Source organism: Paenibacillus pasadenensis DSM 19293, from assembly GCF_000422485.1.
Taxonomy (GTDB): Bacteria; Bacillota; Bacilli; order Paenibacillales; family Paenibacillaceae; genus Paenibacillus_O; species Paenibacillus_O pasadenensis.
The window spans coordinates 120658-135886 of record NZ_KE383855.1 but is presented as its reverse complement, the minus strand read 5'-3'; the positions used below and the strand labels follow the sequence as shown (position 1 = coordinate 135886).

At 69.8% G+C, this 15229-nt stretch carries 11 protein-coding genes; 1 reads left to right on the top strand and 10 read right to left on the bottom strand.

From position 1 onward, the window contains the following. Positions 1-32 precede the first annotated feature (32 nt). The 8 genes from H582_RS28940 to H582_RS28910 all read right to left on the bottom strand — a co-directional run bounded on the left by H582_RS28940 (position 33) and on the right by H582_RS28910 (position 11592). Positions 33-833, bottom strand: coding sequence for a tyrosine-protein phosphatase (locus H582_RS28940; RefSeq protein WP_052333525.1), 801 nt, complete (start codon positions 831-833; stop codon positions 33-35). Between the two features lie 110 nt (positions 834-943). Beyond that, positions 944-2086 carry a DUF3221 domain-containing protein gene (locus tag H582_RS30460; RefSeq protein WP_127464586.1) on the bottom strand — a complete coding sequence of 381 codons (1143 nt, stop codon included), beginning with the start codon at positions 2084-2086 and terminating at the stop codon, positions 944-946. A gap of 94 nt (positions 2087-2180) precedes the next feature. Further along, complete coding sequence (locus H582_RS28930; RefSeq protein ID WP_052333523.1) at positions 2181-3539, bottom strand: MFS transporter; 1359 nt, start codon at positions 3537-3539, stop codon at positions 2181-2183. A gap of 190 nt (positions 3540-3729) precedes the next feature. Continuing rightward, on the bottom strand, positions 3730-4500 hold the full coding sequence (locus H582_RS0121640; RefSeq protein WP_028600210.1) for an HAD family hydrolase: 771 nt from the start codon (positions 4498-4500) through the stop codon (positions 3730-3732). 321 nt (positions 4501-4821) lie between these two features. Beyond that, on the bottom strand, positions 4822-6588 hold the full coding sequence (locus H582_RS28925; RefSeq protein WP_127464587.1) for a phospholipase D-like domain-containing protein: 1767 nt from the start codon (positions 6586-6588) through the stop codon (positions 4822-4824). Positions 6589-7178: 590 nt separating this feature from the next. Then, on the bottom strand, positions 7179-9278 hold the full coding sequence (locus H582_RS33190) for a hypothetical protein (RefSeq protein ID WP_028600209.1): 2100 nt from the start codon (positions 9276-9278) through the stop codon (positions 7179-7181). After that, positions 9275-10402 carry a DUF58 domain-containing protein gene (locus H582_RS0121625; protein WP_028600208.1) on the bottom strand — a complete coding sequence of 376 codons (1128 nt, stop codon included), beginning with the start codon at positions 10400-10402 and terminating at the stop codon, positions 9275-9277. The genes H582_RS33190 and H582_RS0121625 overlap by 4 nt, the downstream gene beginning before the upstream one ends. Beyond that, a complete protein-coding gene (locus tag H582_RS28910; protein ID WP_084137513.1) occupies positions 10402-11592 on the bottom strand; it encodes an AAA family ATPase in 1191 nt (396 codons plus the stop codon). Before H582_RS28910 ends, H582_RS0121625 begins: the two co-directional genes overlap by 1 nt. Positions 11593-11897: 305 nt before the next feature. On the opposite strand from H582_RS28910, the gene H582_RS0121615 reads away from it, so the two are divergent. Next, a complete protein-coding gene (locus H582_RS0121615; protein ID WP_127464528.1) occupies positions 11898-12623 on the top strand; it encodes an HD domain-containing protein in 726 nt (241 codons plus the stop codon). A gap of 182 nt (positions 12624-12805) precedes the next feature. On the opposite strand, the gene ypfJ is transcribed toward H582_RS0121615, so the two are convergent. Together ypfJ and H582_RS28905 are read right to left on the bottom strand one after the other, a co-directional pair. Continuing rightward, complete coding sequence (ypfJ, locus tag H582_RS0121610) at positions 12806-13657, bottom strand: KPN_02809 family neutral zinc metallopeptidase (protein WP_028600206.1); 852 nt, start codon at positions 13655-13657, stop codon at positions 12806-12808. Between the two features lie 135 nt (positions 13658-13792). Further along, the gene (locus H582_RS28905; RefSeq protein WP_052333521.1) at positions 13793-15202 is read right to left on the bottom strand and encodes a DUF3500 domain-containing protein; all 1410 of its coding nucleotides are present in this window, start codon (positions 15200-15202) and stop codon (positions 13793-13795) included. Positions 15203-15229: the final 27 nt, after the last annotated feature.

The following is a 15229-nucleotide window of genomic DNA, read 5'->3' as shown; positions in this document are numbered from 1 at the left end:
AATCGAGCGGGCCTTCTAGAAGCCGCGCCCCCTTACTCCAAATACCGCTCCCGAAGCAAGCGGCGTTCCTCCGCGCTCACGCCGAGCGCCTGCTCGAGGTAGCCGTCGGTGGAGCCGTACACGCGCCGCATCTCGTCCAGCGCGCTATGGATGTACTCCGGCGACACGCCCAACACGGAGCGGACAAAGCCGAGCACCCGCTCGTCCGGCAGCACGGCGCCGACCTGGGCGAGGATGCGCTCCGTCGCTTCCGGCCGCGTGCCCTCGGTCGCCATGTAGTCGGCCGCGATCGTCTCCTCCGAGGCGCCGAGCGCCAGCAGCACGACGGCGGCCGCGAAGCCCGTGCGGTCCTTGCCGACCGTGCAATGCCACAGCACCGGGCGGCCTTCCGCCTCCACCAGCGCGCGCATTAGGCGGGCATAGGCGCCGCGGGTATGCTCGTCGGTCACGAACTGCCGGTAGATGCCGGGCAGCGGATTGTCGAGCTGGCCGCCCGCCGCGAGCTGGCCGAGCAGCTTCGGAATCTCTCCGGAGCTGAAGTTGCCGCCGAACACCGGCAGCTGCAGATACGGCGCCTCGCCGATGCGCGGCGTCGGCACCTCGGCCCCTTTGTCCGCCGTGCGCAGGTCGCAGACGAACGCCAGCCCGAGCGATTCCAGCAGGCGGAACTCCCCTTCGCTCAGATCGGTCAGCTCCCCCGACCGGTACAGATGTCCCGGCTTGACCCGCCTGCCGCCCTCGGCCGGCAAGCCGCCAAGCTCCCTCAGGTTCAGCCGGCGCTTCAGCTCGGCGCGGACGTCCCCGCTTTGTCCTACAGCCTCTTCTAGGCTCATCTCTTTCTCCTCCTCGGATAGACAGCTCCAGGCTCATCGCAAAGGTTATTCGTCCCGAGACGAGCCGGCTCCTGCCGCTATCGACGAATCGATGGTGTCCAGCGCCGGGTTCACGGCGCGGTCGACGCATCGACTCGGATGCCGATGCTTTCCGGCTCCGCCTCGGCATCCATGCCGTCCTGGATGACGACGGTCCAGCTCGCGCCGTTTTCCTGGTACGAGCTTTCGACGATGACCGGCACGGCCGCATGCGTCTGCTTGAGAGCACGGCGGATCGCCTCCGACCGCGACAGGACCAGCTTCTGCGGGTCGCCGCTGTCGATCCGCTCGACAGACGCCGCCTTCGCCTGAGCCGGATAGGACTCGTTGATTCCTCCGTCGATGCGGACCCTCACCTGCTGACCGAGCTCGACGGAAACAGGGCTCGTGACGGACAGGGCGTTGCCCGACGGGCCGCCCTCTCCGGTGAGAAGGAACCCGCCCTTGTCGATGCGGACGACATGTCCGGTCATGGACGCTCCTTGTTCGGCGGGCGTCTTTGCATCCGGAATCCGGACCTCCTGAACTCGTTCGTCCTTCGCCTGGTCATCCTCCAGCCGCACCGTCCAGCTCGCATCGTCCGCCGCATAGACGACTCCCTGCACGACCGGAACGGCAAGCTCCGGCAGCTGCTCCAGCGCCCGGCGAATCGCCTCGGCCGTCGTCAGCGACGCGCCTGCGAACGGCTCTCCCTCCTCCTGCAGATGCTTGATGACGCGGGCGGTTCCCTGTCCGGGATAGCTGGTCGCGATCGCTCCGCCTTGAAAATCGACGGATACCTTCTGTCCGACCGGCGGCAGCTCCAGCTCGCCTCCGATCGCGACCCAGACCGCTTCGTTGCTCGGCAAACCGGGCGCGGAGGAAGTGAACAGGAACCGCCCCTCCTCGACGCGCACGGCATGTCCGATCCACGGGAGAGCGGTGGAGACGGCCGGCGACTCCGCGTCGCCGCTTGAGCCGCAGCCCGCCAGCACGCTGGCCAGCAGGGCGAGCGCGGCAAGCAGACCAAGCAAGCGGCGATGGCGCAGGCCGGTGGCTGCCGGCCCCTGCCGAACCGGGCGGCGATGGTTCAGCCTGGAGCTGTCCAGCCTCTCTAGATCCGGACGGCGGCGGTTTACTGCGGCGGTTTCGGCACGGACAAGCGGGACGGCGGAAGGGTACGACGACGCGCGGAGGACATTTCCCTCCTGCTGCCGAACGGCTGGTTTTCGCATGGCACGCTCCCCTTTCTCGGGTCGGCTTCGGCTCGACCGAACGCCTCTTATGCCCTTCCTGACGCCCGCCGCCTGCCAAAGGTTGCCATGCGCCTCACATTCCGAGCGTAGAAGGCCCGCCTGCCCCCATCGACCGCCTGAACAGCGACGTGCGGAGAAAGAGCGCCAGCCCCAGTCCGGCCGCGAGCGCGGCAACGGCCACGCATACCGGCTGCAGGCCGAGCCGGTCCGCCAGCAGGCCGACGAGCAGCGTGAGCGCGATCTGCAGCCCGCCCTGCGCCATGTCCGACGCGCTCGCGACGCGGCCCATCAGCTGCGCCGGCACCTGCTGCTGGAAGTACGTCGCATAGCCCGCTCCCGCATACGCCATGCCGAACCCGAGCCCGATGAACGCCGCCGACGGCATCCAGAACCCGTCCGACAGATAGAAGAGCAAGTAGAAGACGCAGGTCATGAACGTGCCTCCGCCGAGGTACCAGAGGAAAGGCACGCGCCGGGCGAGCAGCGCCGCCGTCGACGCGCCGGCCAGCGACCCGATGCCGGTCATGCTGACGAGCAGGCCGTACGCCTCCGGGGACAGCGCCAGCTGCTCGCGGATGAACGTCGCCTCCTGCGAGTCGATCGCCGCTCCGAGCAGCATCGCGCCTTGGAAAAGGCCGTACACGAGCAGGAACGGCTTGGCCGAGCGGGCGAAGCGCCCGACCTCCCGCCAGTCTGCGGCCCATGCCCGCAGCCGCGGCATCCGGACTTTCCCTGGCGCGGCCAGGGCGGAGCCGGAAGGGAGGCTCGGTTCGTTGGCGGAATTCAAGCGATGAGGCAAGCGTTCGGCTGCACCGGCGGCCGGCTCGCCCCGATCCGCCTCGGCCTCCTTGGGAGCCGCAGGCGCGCCCGCTGCGCCTTTGCCTACGGACGGCAGCCGCGCGATCATGCCGGCGCAAGCGAAGAACGTCGCGGCGTTGAAGAAGATGCTGAAGTCTGCGCCCCATAGCGGAATGAGCAGGCCCGAGACGGCGGGTCCGAGCAGGAACGCGCCGGAGCTGCTCATGCCGAGGATGGAGTTGAAGCGCGCTCGCTCCTGTCCGGGGATGAGCTTGACGATGTACACCTGCTGGCTGGGACCGAAAAACGAGCCGGCAAGCCCGATCAGGAACACGAGCGCGTAGATGCCCCACAGCGTGGAGACGAAAGGAATGGCCGCCATCAGCGCGCCGCGCACGAGATCGGAGGCGATCATCAGCCGCCGCGGGTCGGCGCGGTCGACGATGCTGCCCGACCAGAAGTTCGTCAGCAGCAGCGCCGCAGGGCGCAGCGCGAACAACACCGCCACGGCGGCCGCCGAGCCGCCGCTAAGGTCCAGCACCGTCAGGTTGATGGCGACGAAGTAGACCCAGTTGCCGAGATAGGACAGTCCCAGTCCGCTGACGAGCAGGACCGCTTGCCTCCATGAGGTCATTCGGAAGCGCCTCCAATTTTGCGTTTTCTTCCAGAATATCACAGGAATGCGTGGCGTCCCGGAGGCAGATATGGCGTTCCCGTGGCGGGCGTCGATCCAGTCATCGGAGGGGCGCGTCAAATCGAAGGGCGACGGTCCGAGAACCGTCGCCCTTCTCCCCTGCCCGCTTGAGCGGGGCTGCAAACACGCCCTAGCGCTGCAGCTCCAGCTGCGCGCAGGACGGCACGACGACATCCGCGTCCGGCAGCTCTTGCGCCTTGTCCGCGTCGTCCAGGCCGATGGCGGCTCCCGCTCCGGCGGCGCGCGCCATGAGCATGTCGCCGTTCGTATCGCCGACGACGGCGACGCGCGCCGGATCGACGCCGAGCCGGCGGCAGGCGAGCTCGACCATGTCGCCGTATGGCTTGCCGCGGTCGACCTGGTCGGTGCCGATGATCTCGGCGAAATAGCCGTCCAGCCCGAGCCAGCTCAGATGCTGCACGGCCGATGTCGTCTCGTCTGCGGTCACGACCGCAGCCGGCAGCCCGAGCTCGCGGCAGGACGCGAGCAGCTCCGGCACGCCGGGCAGCGCCAGCGCGGGCCGCTCCTGCTGCATCCGGCTCTCGGCGAGATGCAGGCTTTCCTGGGCGAAGACGCGCGCCTCGCTCCAGCCGAGGCCGCGCCGGTAGCCGCTGGCCGCGAGCAGCGCGAGCAGCTCGGCCAGCGTGCCGGCCGCGAGCGGACCGTTCCGGTCATAGCCGGAGGCGATGCCGCTCTCCGCGAATGAGATGCCCCATTCCCGGCCGAGCTCCTCGCGCGGCAGGTCCGGGAACCCTTTTCCCCGCAGCCGCTCCGCGAACGCCTCCTGCATATGCCGCGTCCATACTCCCCATGTGTAGCTGAATTCGATCAACGTCCCGTCCTTGTCGAACAGGATCGCCTCCACCTCGAAGCCCTTCTCTCCTGCCAGCAGCAGCGCCATCTGTCTCCTCCGTTCCCAAGTTCGATTCCTAATCTCATTGAAGAAGGTTCGGCCGGAATAGTCAAGCCGAGGCGGGAGTAGAGCGAGAGCGGGGGCGAGACGGATGCGGGTGTGGAGGCAGGTGCCGAAGCAAGTGCGGAGACGGATGCAGGTGTTGGAGCGAGTGCCGAAGCGAGCGCGGTGCGGGTGCAGCTGCCGAAGCAGGTGCCGAAGCGAGTGCGGTGCGGATGCAGCTCCCGAAGCGAGTGCCGAAGCAGAAAAACCGCCCGCTCCTTGCGGAACGCGCGGCTTTATTCGAGTCCAAGCGCTCGACTGTCCCGACTAGAACGTCGTGAACCCGAGCCGGTCCTGCACGCGGTACATCAGCCGCTTGAGCCAGACGGTCTTCTCCTCGTACTCGCTGTAGTCGAGCGTGTAGCGGGCGCCGTCGTTCGTCCACAGCTTGCGGAAATACGCCTCCAGCTCGGCGGCGGGACGGCTGTCCGGAGCGGCCTGCACCCGCAGGTTCGTCTCCAGGTTGAGGTCGTCCAGGTTGCGCGTCGTGAAGTTGGCCGAGCCGTTATGGATAACCGCGCCGTCCGGGCCGGAGACGAGCATGAGCTTGGCGTGGTACTGCTCCTCGTCCGTGTTGTACCAGCGCACCTCGATGCGGCCCTCCGTCCGGTCCCGCAGCTCGGCGGCGACGGGGCGGTTGGGCACGCCGATTTTGGAGTTGCCGAAAGCGACCTCGTTCGGATCGAGGATGAGCCGCACCTGCGCGCCGCGGTCGGAAGCGCGGACCAGCGCCTGCACGACGTCGCGGTCCGCCAGGTAGAACATGCCCAGCCAGATCCGGTCCGCCGCGTCCAGATCGCGCAGCACATGCGCGCGGATGCGGCCTTCGGTCAGCAGCTGCACGGAAGCTTGCTCGGCGGAGGGCGGACCCGAGGATGCCGAGGCTGGATCGGATGCGGCGGAGGACGGCGCGGAGGATGCCAGGGCTGGATCGGATGCGGCGGAGGACGGCGCTTCAGTTGCTGGCGTCGGAGCGAGCTGATCCGGTCCCGGCAGCCGCACGTCCGAGCCGGACAGGTCGATCGCCGCTTGCTCGGTTCGCAGCGCCTCGGCCAGCAGCTCCGGCACGCCGGTGACGGCATAGCCGCTGTTGGAGTTGAAAAAGCTCGCGTCATGCGCGTTCGCGCTGGCGACGACGAGCGTATCCTCGGTGATGAGCGTCTTGCGGTGGTTGGCTTTGGCGTTGACGAGCTTGAGGTAGGAGCGGACGGTCATGTCGGGGGCTCCGCTGGCCATCTTGTTGGGCAGCCAGCCCCGGCCCTCGGTGCCGAGCCAGCCCGCCGTCAACCGCCAGCCCGCCGTATAAAGCGGATTCGAGTCCCGCAGCGGATCGACGTCGGTGACGACGACGGCGATGCCGGCCTGCCGCAGCCGCTCCAGGTCAGGAGCGGGATGCGAGCCGTAGGAGGTGTTCACGTCATCCGTGATGACCGTGACGCTCAGATTCGGAAGCTCTTTTTTGCGGGCGATGAGGGCGTCTGCGACCGGCCGGCTCAGAGGCGGGAACGACTGGTCCTCGTTGTAATACCCGTTGAAAAGAAACAGGTCAAGCACGACGAACCGCTCGGCGTCCCCGATCGCCCGGAGCATGCGCGAGAAAATGGCCTGCTCCGTCGTCTTGCCCCCGTCCTCGTCCTCGAACGTCAGGTCGGTCAGCAGCTCGATGCGGCTTGCCGGCACAGGATGGACCGCGCCCTCGAACGACACGCCGGGCGGCAGCGGCTTGTTCGCCTGATAGAGGACGACGCCGGCGTACAAGAGCAAGAAAAGCAGGAGCAGGACGAGCCGCAGGCCGGGGCGGCGGGGGCGCCGAGAACGGCGCGGACGGCTTGAAGCTCCGCCCGAATCAGGCCGAGCGGGCGCGGGCTCATCCCCGCCCTGTACAGCGGCCGGCGCGCTGCGTGCCGCTTTTGCCGGAAGCGGGTTCGCTGCATGGCGGCGGTCGGATGGCCGCTGGCGGCGACGCGGATCGGATGGATCGGCGTCCGCGAGGTCGGATGGAGGAATCGGTTCATTGGGGCGGGATGCGCTCATGGAAGGCCTCTTTCTAGTCCCGCGTTTCGCGAGGGTTTTCTTCATGAGTACCGCCGCGCCCGTCCCTTTGAAACAGCAGAGGAAAGAAGAGGCACGGGCGGCAGGAATGACCGCCTGCGCTTCAATTGAACGGCTCCGGACGCGGCACGCAGGCCAAGCCTCTGAAGCGGCAGCCACCGGTCCAAATTTATGGATCCCATCGGCGGGTCCAAGGCACTTTTGTGCCTTGGATTTCATTCGGCGGCCCGTTTCGGTGCATCCAAGGCACTTTTGTGCCCTGGATTTTTGTCGGCGGCCCGTTTCGGTGCATCCAAGGCACTTTTGTGCCCTGGATTTTAGTCGGCGGCCCGTTTGGGAGGATCCAAGGCACTTTTGTGCCCTGGATTTTAGTCGGCAGCCCGTTTCGGTGCATCCAAGGCACTTTTGTGCCCTGGATTTTTGTCGGCGGCCCGTTTCGGTGCATCCAAGGCACTTTTGTGCCCTGGATTTTAGTCGGCAGCCCGTTTCGGTGCATCCAAGGCACTTTTGTGCCTTGGATTTTAGTCGGCGGCCCAAATTGGGGTGCCTGCCGGGCTCAAGCGGTCGCCAGCTTAGTCGCGGAGATCGCTAGAATCGTCGTCACCGCTGGCCAGAGCGCCGGAACTTGACGCTCCTCCCCCAATTGAAACGGAGCCAGGCCCGTCCATAGCCGCTGGCCGATGCCGATTCGCCTCAGCGGGCGCCCCGTACCGCTCCGCCTCGTACTGGCGGAGCAGCTCCGCCAGCTCGTTCGCGGAGCGCAGCTCGGCGCCCGAGTCCGCAGCGGGCGCAGCCGCACCGCTGTCCACGGAGCCTCGGCCGCCGAACCAGCGGGCCAAGCGTGAAGCTGCGCCCCGCTGTATAGAGGCCGCGGCCGGTCCGGCAGCAGGACGCCCTGGAGCAGCAGCCTGCTCGGCGTCTCCCGCGCCTCCTCTAACTCCGGACGCGGATCCCACCCTGCCGACCGCGCCCCCTCTAACCCCGGACGCGGATTTCACACCGCCGTTGCCAGCGCTTCCTCCACCGCCGGACGCGGATCTCGCGCTGCCGACCGCGTCTCCTCTAACTCCGGACGCGGATCCCACGCCGTTGCCAACGCCTCCTCCACCGCCGGACGCGTCGCCGCCGAGCCGCCGTTCCAGCTCGCGCGCATGCTCCGCCGGCGTGCGGTCGGCGCGGTACGCGTAGCCGCGGCCGATCTCGCGCGCGATCAGCGCCCGGTATCGGCGGCGCGCTTCGCCGCCCGGCCCGGCGGCCGGATCGCCGCCGCCGGCGCTGCGGCGGCCGCGCCGCTGGGCGTCGCCGACCCGCTCCAGGCGGACGACCTCGTCGACGTAGCCGGTCTCGACGCCCGGACGGCGCAGCTCGCGCGACAGCCGCAGCCAGCGCAGCAGCTGGCCGAGCAGCCGGCGCAGCCGCTCCGGCAGCCAGCGCCGCACGAGCCGGTAAAGCAGCACCAGCGCGAGCACGGCAGCGGCGGCAGCGGTGAGGTAGCCGAACCAATCGCTGAGCAGCGCCAGCCAAGCCGGCGGCGGCTCGGATGGAGGCATCGGCGGCATCCCCGTTGCGCCGGCCGGCGGCTCCGTCGCGGGAGGAGGCGGCTCTGTCGAGCCCGACAGCAGGCGGCGCAGCAGCGAGCGCAAGCCGTCCAGAAGCGCCTGCAGCGGGCCGAGCCAAAGGACGCCGAGCCCGAGCAGGGCGACGACGCCGAGCGTGAGACGCCGATTGAGCATGGCAATGCTTGGTGTTACCGCATGGCGGCTATCCTCCGCATGCGCCGCGCGGCGCAGCTGCCAGCCGTTCCAGCGCAGCAGCAGCAAGCTGATGGCGGCGAAGGCGAACAGCAGCAGGCTTTGCCGGTACGGCAGCAGCCGCTCGATCCCCGCGCCGGCGAAATAAACCCCTGCCGCCAGCGCGAGCCCGGCCAGAGCCAGGCGCGCGTCGCCGCCGAGCCATAACCGGCGGCGGCCGTGCTGCCGGCCGCGCATCGCGGCGGCAGCGCTGAGCGCGCCGAGCGCCGCGGCCGCGATGCCGGCGGCCGAACCGCCGGCCGGCACGGCCGCCCAGCCGAGCGCCGCGCCGAGCGCGGCGGCCAGCGCCGACAGCCAGCGCCCGGCGCCCAAGCGGCCGCGCTGCGCCTCGCGCAGGCCGCTCCAGCCGCCGAGGCCGTGCAGCAGCGCGCCGAGCGCCCACAGCAGCGGCGCCGCCAGCGCCGGCGCGGCATATTCGGCGGCCAGCACGGCCGCCGGGTAGAGCGCCGCCGTTTCCGGCAGCGTGCCCCACAGCAGCAGGCCTCGCCGATCCTCGGCCAGCTGCGCCGCCGCCAGCGCCGACTCATCCCGCTCCGGGCCGCTCGATTCCCCGTGCCCCGATCTGCTCGCTCCCCCGTGCCCCGACCCGCTCGCTCCGCCTTGCTCCGGACCGCTCGCTCCCCCGTGCCCCGACCCGCTCGATCCGACATGCTCCGGACCGCTCGATTCCCCGTGCCCCGACCTGCTCGCTCCGACATGCTCCGGACCGCTCGCTCCCCCGTGCCCCGACCCGCCCGAGCCGCCGACCTCCAGCCGGCCCGCGCCCCTCTTCTTCGGATCGCCCGCTGCGGCTGAATCCGCTTCTCCCGGCTCCTGCCGCCATCCTTTGGGGCCGTCGTCCAACCGCTTCCGACCGCTCATGCCGGCTCCCTCCTTCGCTTGCGCCCGTCTGCGGACGGCGGCCGCACGATCGTCACGCCATGCCCGAGCGCGGACAGCCGCTCCGCCGCCTCCCGCACGCGGGCCGATTCATGCGCCGTGATGAGCAGATAATCGAGCCGCTCGCCGCCGGCTCCCTGCTCCTGCCGATCCGCCTCCTGGCGCAGCAGCTCGTGAAACGGCACCCGCGCCTGCGGCGCCACCGCCGCCATCGCCTCCAGCAGCGGCTCCAGCGCGAGGCCGCCATAGCCGGGCTCCACGCGGTTCGGCAAGCCGGCCGCTTCCTCGGCCAGCATCGCGTTATGCGCGAAGCCCGCGCCAAGGCCGCGGCGCAGCAGCTCGGCCGCGCTCGCGGCGGCGCAGCGCAGCGCTTCCTCCAGCCCCTCCGCGTCGTTCACCCGGCCCCACATCGTCTCCGACTCCTCGACGTTCAGCAGCAGCATCGCCCGCGGATTCGCCGTGTGGCCGTAGCGATGCACCTGCAGGCCGGCGGAGCGCGCCGAGGCTTTCCAGTGGATGCGGTTCATCGCGTCGCCCGGCGCGTAGTCCCGCACCCCGCTCGTCACGAACGGATCCTCGGCCACCCAGCGCCGCACCTCCAGCTCGCCTTGCCAGCGCAGCCACGACTCCGGCAGCCGCTCGAGGCCGGCCAGCTCCGGATAGACGACGAGCCGCCACGGCAGCTCGACCTTGATCGACGCCGCGAACAGGCCGAACAGATCGCCGCCCGTCATCGTCGCGGTGCCCATATGCCAGACGCCCCGGCTCGCGCAGACGGCCGCATGGCGGCGAATGATCCGCACCCGCGGCGGCAGCGTGAACAAGCTGGCGTGGTTCTGGTAGATCGAGCCGGAGCTGATCGACATCTGGCCCGTCCCGCGAAACAAAAGCCCCGCCGGCAGCATCGCCTCCAGCCGCAGCCACGGCACCGGCAGCCGCTTGCCGTTCTCGATGGTCTCGACCATCTCGATGGCATCTCCCGCATGGCAAGCCGACGCGCTGAACGAGCGCTCCACCCGCACGCCGCGCAGCGCCCAGCGCCCGAGCAGCAGCCCCTGCAGGCCGAGCGCCGCCGCCAGCGCGGCCAGCAGCGCGAGCATCCCCATCAGCGGCCTCCCGCGCCGGCGCCCGAAGAAGCGCCCGGCTCGCCCGCTGTCCCGGCAAATCGGCCTGCCCCGCTTGTCCCGGCCGGCCCGACCCCGCCAGCTGATCCGGCTGCCCCGACAGCCCGGCTATTCCCGCCTGTCCCGCCTGCCGACCCAGCCAGGCCCGCCCCGCCCGCGGCGCTCGCGGCGAGCGCGGCCAGCGCCTCCTCGCTCGGCACGGGCACGCGCGCCAACGCGTCCTGCACGATGCGCCCGGCGGCCGCCGCCTGCGGCTCCTGGCGGCGGCGCGGCACGATGCGGTGGGCGCATACCGGCACCGCCAGCCGCTTGATGTCGTCGGGCAGCACATACGCTCGCCCCTGCATCGCCGCGTACGCCTGCGCCGCGCGCAGCCACGCCTGGGTGCCGCGCGGGCTGACGCCGAGCAGCGCGTCCGGATGCTCGCGCGTCGCCTCCGCCAGCTCGACGAGATAGGCGAGCAGGTCGGCGTGGACCGCGACCTCGCGGCAGCGGCGCTGCGCCTCCAGCAGCTGCGCCTCTCGGGACCGGTTCCCTTCGTCCGCGCGGCCGCCTGCCGCCGCGGAGCCTTCCCCACCCGGAGTCCCGCCCCGCTGCAGCTGCCCGAGCGCCGTCCTCCGCAAAATCTCGACGCCCTCCTCCCGATCCGGGTAGCCGAGCTTCATGCGGATCATGAACCGGTCCATCTGCGCCTCCGGCAGCGGGAACGTGCCCTGGCTGTCGATTGGATTCTGCGTCGCGAGCACGAGGAAAGGCTCCCGCAGCGCCATCGTCTCGCCCTCGATGCTGATCTGGCGCTCCTCCATGCACTCGAGCAGGCTCGACTGCGTGCGCGGCGTCGCCCGGTTGATCTCGTCGGCGAGGACAATCTGCGTGAACAGCGGGCCCGGGCGAAAGCGGAACTCGCCTTCCTTCTGGTTGTAGTAGTGGATGCCCGTCAGGTCCGACGGCAGCAGGTCCGGCGTGAACTGCACCCGGCGGAACTCCAGCCCGAGCGCCGCCGCCAGCGACTGCGCGAGCAGCGTCTTGCCCGTCCCCGGCACGTCCTCCAGCAGCACATGCCCGGAGGCGAGCAGCGCCGTCAGCAGCAGCTCCACCTCCTCCCCCTTGCCTACGATCGTCTGCGCCAAGCTTGTCCGAACGGCATCGGCAAGCGCTTTCACCTGTTCCATGTCCTCGCTCCTCCCCGGCCCTCGGCCGCCCTCTGTCTCCTGATTCTACCAAAAGCCGGCCGTCCTGGCACGGAAAGCCGCCCGAAAAGGGCAGACGAGCCGCCCGGCTCCTGTGCTACACTGGAGCCAGAAGCCCGCCGCAAGGGAGGCGGCCTGAACAGCTCCTGCTGCACTGGAGCCAGAAGCCGCCGCAAGGGAGGCCCGCTCGTCCGCGCCCTCCCGATCCTTTGCTGCCGAAGGAGCTTCGCCTCCTGAATGAACCATTCCCGCCAGGCCCAGCGCCTGCCCGAAAGGCTGTGATCCCCGTGTCCAATCTCCACGAGCAACCGACCCAGGCTCCTGATCCTGATCCGACTGCGGCTCCGACGCCGCCATGCCCGTCCGCAGCCGCCCTGCTCGCCGATGCCGAAGCCTACGCCCGCGCCGAGCTTGGCGGCGATACGAGCGGCCACGACTGGTGGCATGTGCAGCGCGTCGCCGACATGGCCCGCCGTCTGGCCGCGGAGGAAGGCGCCGACGCCTTCCTTTGCGTGCTCGCCGCGCTGCTGCACGACGTCGCCGACGAGAAGCTGAACCCGTCCAAGGAAGCGGGCATGGCCAAGGTCGCCTCCTGGCTGGAGGCGCGAGAGCTGGCCCCCGGCGACCGGGAGCATGTGCTGGAGATCATCGGCACGATGTCTTACAATGGCGGGGCGAATCCCCCGATGCGCACGCCCGAGGGCCGCGTCGTCCAGGACGCCGACCGGCTGGACGCGATCGGCGCGATCGCCGTCGCGCGCACGTTCGCCTATGCCGGCCACGTCGGCCATCCGATCCACGATCCCGGCCTGCCTCCGCGCGACCGCCTCGTGCTGACGTCCGAAGAATACCGCAAGGACAAAAGCACGGCAATCAACCATTTTCACGAGAAGCTGCTGAAGCTCAAGGACCGCCTCAACACGCCGGCGGCCAAGCGCATCGCCGAGCAGCGCCATGACTTCATGCTCGGCTACCTGGAGCAGTTCCGGCTGGAGTGGGACGGCGAGCGGTAGCCGCGCCGGAACGACGACACCATCAGGGGATGAGGAAGGATGCCATGGACCGCGAGATCCGCTTGCTGACCGCCGAGGAAGGAAGCTGCGAATATTCGATTGCCGGCTCCTGCCGCCAGCCAAAAAAAGGTCCTCAGGGCTCATGCCCCGAGGACCTTTTTGCATGCTCTGCTGCTCCGCGCCTACAAGCTCTTCGCGCCGAACGTGTCGCCGCCTTCGAGCGTGCCGGACTCGAAGCCCTTGTAGAACCAGCGCTTGCGCTGCTCCGACGTGCCGTGCGTGAAGCTCTCCGGCACCGCGTAGCCGCGCGCCTTCTCCTGGATGCGGTCGTCGCCGACCGCGCTCGCGGCCGTGAGCGCCTCCTCCAGGTCGCCTTCCTCCAGCAGGCTCTTGCCCTGCGCATGATGCGACCAGACGCCGGCGTAATAGTCCGCCTGCAGCTCGAAGCGCACGAGGTACCGGTTGAACTCCTCCTCGCTCAGCTGCTCGCGCAGCGGCATGATCTTGTCCGACGTGCCGAGCAGCGTCTGCACATGATGCCCGACCTCGTGGGCGATCACATACGCCATGGCGAAGTCGCCCGGAGCCTGGAACTGCCGGCGCAGCTCGTCATAAAAGCTGAGGTCGATGTACAGCTTGCGGTCGCCCGGACAGTAGAACGGCCCCACCGCCGACTGCTGCGTGCCGCAGGCCGACTCGACCGCATCGTCGTACAGGACGAGCGTCGGCTTTTCATACGTCAGTCCCTGCTGCTGGAAAAGGCCGCCCCAGATCTCCTCCGTATCGGCCAGCACGACCGACACGAACTGCGACAGCTCCGCCTCCTCGGCCGTCTCCTCGTACGGCTGCGACTGCTCCGTGCCCGCTCCGCCGATGACGCCGCCGAGCAGGTCGCCCGGATTGCCGCCCATCAGCGTGACGAGAATCAGCAGGATGATGCCGCCGATGCCGCCCCCAACCACCGTCTTGCCGCCGATGCCTCTGCCCCGGCGGTCCTCCACGTTCGCGCTGCCTCTTCTCCCTTGCGTCCGCATCCCTTTCTCCTCCGCGCCTTCGTTTTATTGAAGATATACCCGCTTCCGGGCCATTGACGCGAAGGGGGCGAAAAGGACGTCACCGACCGGAATGCCGCCGAGCCGGACTTAGGCTGCAAACATGCCTTGCACGTCCTAAAAGAAGCAGCCGCCGTAATCGGCCTTGCGGTCGCGCCACACCGTATGCACATGGCCGCGGCCGGGCAGCGCCTCCTCCGCCAGCGTGACCGTCTCCAGCCATAGGCGAGGCCCGTCGATCCGGACGTACGAGCCAGGCACGCGGTCGTCCGTCGAGCCCGACCAGCCGATGTACGTGCGCTCCAGCGCTTCGGGCGAAAGGTAGGCCGCGAGCAGCGCCTGCGCCGATGCCGGAGCCGCCGTGCGCACCCAGGCGGCGATCGACGCGCGCACCCGCTGCTTCTGCTGCTCCCCGAGATGGGAGTAAGGGATGCCCTCCGCCTCGGGGAAGTGCCCGTCCTTGCCCGGGCCGAGCAGCACGTCGGCGTGGCTGTCGCCGAGCCGGGCCGCCGCCATCTGGTCGGGCGGCAGCGAGCGCAGCATCGCGTACATGCTCTCCAGCCGCGGCTCCATGACCGCCCAGTCGCGTCCGCCGGCGGAGAACAGCCGCGGCTCGATGCCGAGGAACATCGGCGTCACGCCGGTCTCGCGCGTGTTGCTGGCGAGGTTGAGCGCCAGATGGCGCCCGCTCAGCTGCAGCATCCACGGCTCGCGGCTGCTCGGGTCGCCGAGGAACGCGACATGGTACAGCGCCGAGCCCCAGCGCGGATTGCCGCCTGCGGCCGACGACATCTTGTCGTCAGCGAGGATGATGCCTCGGGCCGTGTCGTAGCCGCCCTCGCTGAGCGCCTCCCGCAGCAGCGCCTTGAGCGCCTCCAGGCTGTCCTCGCCGAGCGTGCCGAGCGCGATGCCGTTGCGCGGGAACTCGTCGACGGGGCGGTTGCTCCAGCTGACGGCATGCTTGGCCGTAAAAGGAAGCCGCAGCGCTTCCCGCTGCGGCGGCGTCAGCGTCGCCTCGAACGCCACCGCCAGGCAAACGAGCCGCGACGGCGCATCCGTCTGGGACGCTTCGCCCGGCCGCTCCGGCTTGGTTGGCTGCGCCGGGCATCTCGCCTCGGCGGACGACGCGATCGGCCGCGCCATCGCCTGGCCGACGGCCGCGTCCGCGACGGCGAGGCCGCTCTTGCCGCCAGGAGGCGCAGGCTTTCCTGCCTGTCCTGGCGCGGCGGCGCCCGGCGCCCGGCGCGCCGCATTCGGCGCAGGCGCAGCTCCAGCTGCCTGATGCGGCGCATCCAGCCGCGCCGCCTTTCCCGCCGTCGCATTCGACGCTTGCGGCGACGGCGCGGCTCCGTCCATTTCGTTCCGCGCATGCGGCGCTCGGGCCGCCATGTCCATCAAGCTCGGCGCAAGCGCCGGGGCCGGGGCCGCCTCCGCTTCCGGTCCGGGATAGCCGCCTCCCAGCGTCGCGCCGATTCCCGTCGCCAATACGGCCATCGCAGCCGTTTTTCTCCACCTGCTCTGCTTCAAGGCTCTGTTCTCCTCCTTTTTCCACCT

What these genes read in the sequence shown, in the direction of transcription:
- H582_RS28940 (WP_052333525.1), bottom strand. Translation starts at nt 833, where the DNA reads ATGAGCCTAGAAGAGGCTGTAGGACAAAGCGGGGACGTCCGCGCCGAG.
- H582_RS30460 (WP_127464586.1), bottom strand. Translation starts at nt 2,086, where the DNA reads ATGCGAAAACCAGCCGTTCGGCAGCAGGAGGGAAATGTCCTCCGCGCG.
- H582_RS28930 (WP_052333523.1), bottom strand. Translation starts at nt 3,539, where the DNA reads ATGACCTCATGGAGGCAAGCGGTCCTGCTCGTCAGCGGACTGGGACTG.
- H582_RS0121640 (WP_028600210.1), bottom strand. Translation starts at nt 4,500, where the DNA reads ATGGCGCTGCTGCTGGCAGGAGAGAAGGGCTTCGAGGTGGAGGCGATC.
- H582_RS28925 (WP_127464587.1), bottom strand. Translation starts at nt 6,588, where the DNA reads ATGAGCGCATCCCGCCCCAATGAACCGATTCCTCCATCCGACCTCGCG.
- H582_RS33190 (WP_028600209.1), bottom strand. Translation starts at nt 9,278, where the DNA reads ATGAGCGGTCGGAAGCGGTTGGACGACGGCCCCAAAGGATGGCGGCAG.
- H582_RS0121625 (WP_028600208.1), bottom strand. Translation starts at nt 10,402, where the DNA reads ATGGGGATGCTCGCGCTGCTGGCCGCGCTGGCGGCGGCGCTCGGCCTG.
- H582_RS28910 (WP_084137513.1), bottom strand. Translation starts at nt 11,592, where the DNA reads ATGGAACAGGTGAAAGCGCTTGCCGATGCCGTTCGGACAAGCTTGGCG.
- ypfJ (WP_028600206.1), bottom strand. Translation starts at nt 13,657, where the DNA reads ATGCGGACGCAAGGGAGAAGAGGCAGCGCGAACGTGGAGGACCGCCGG.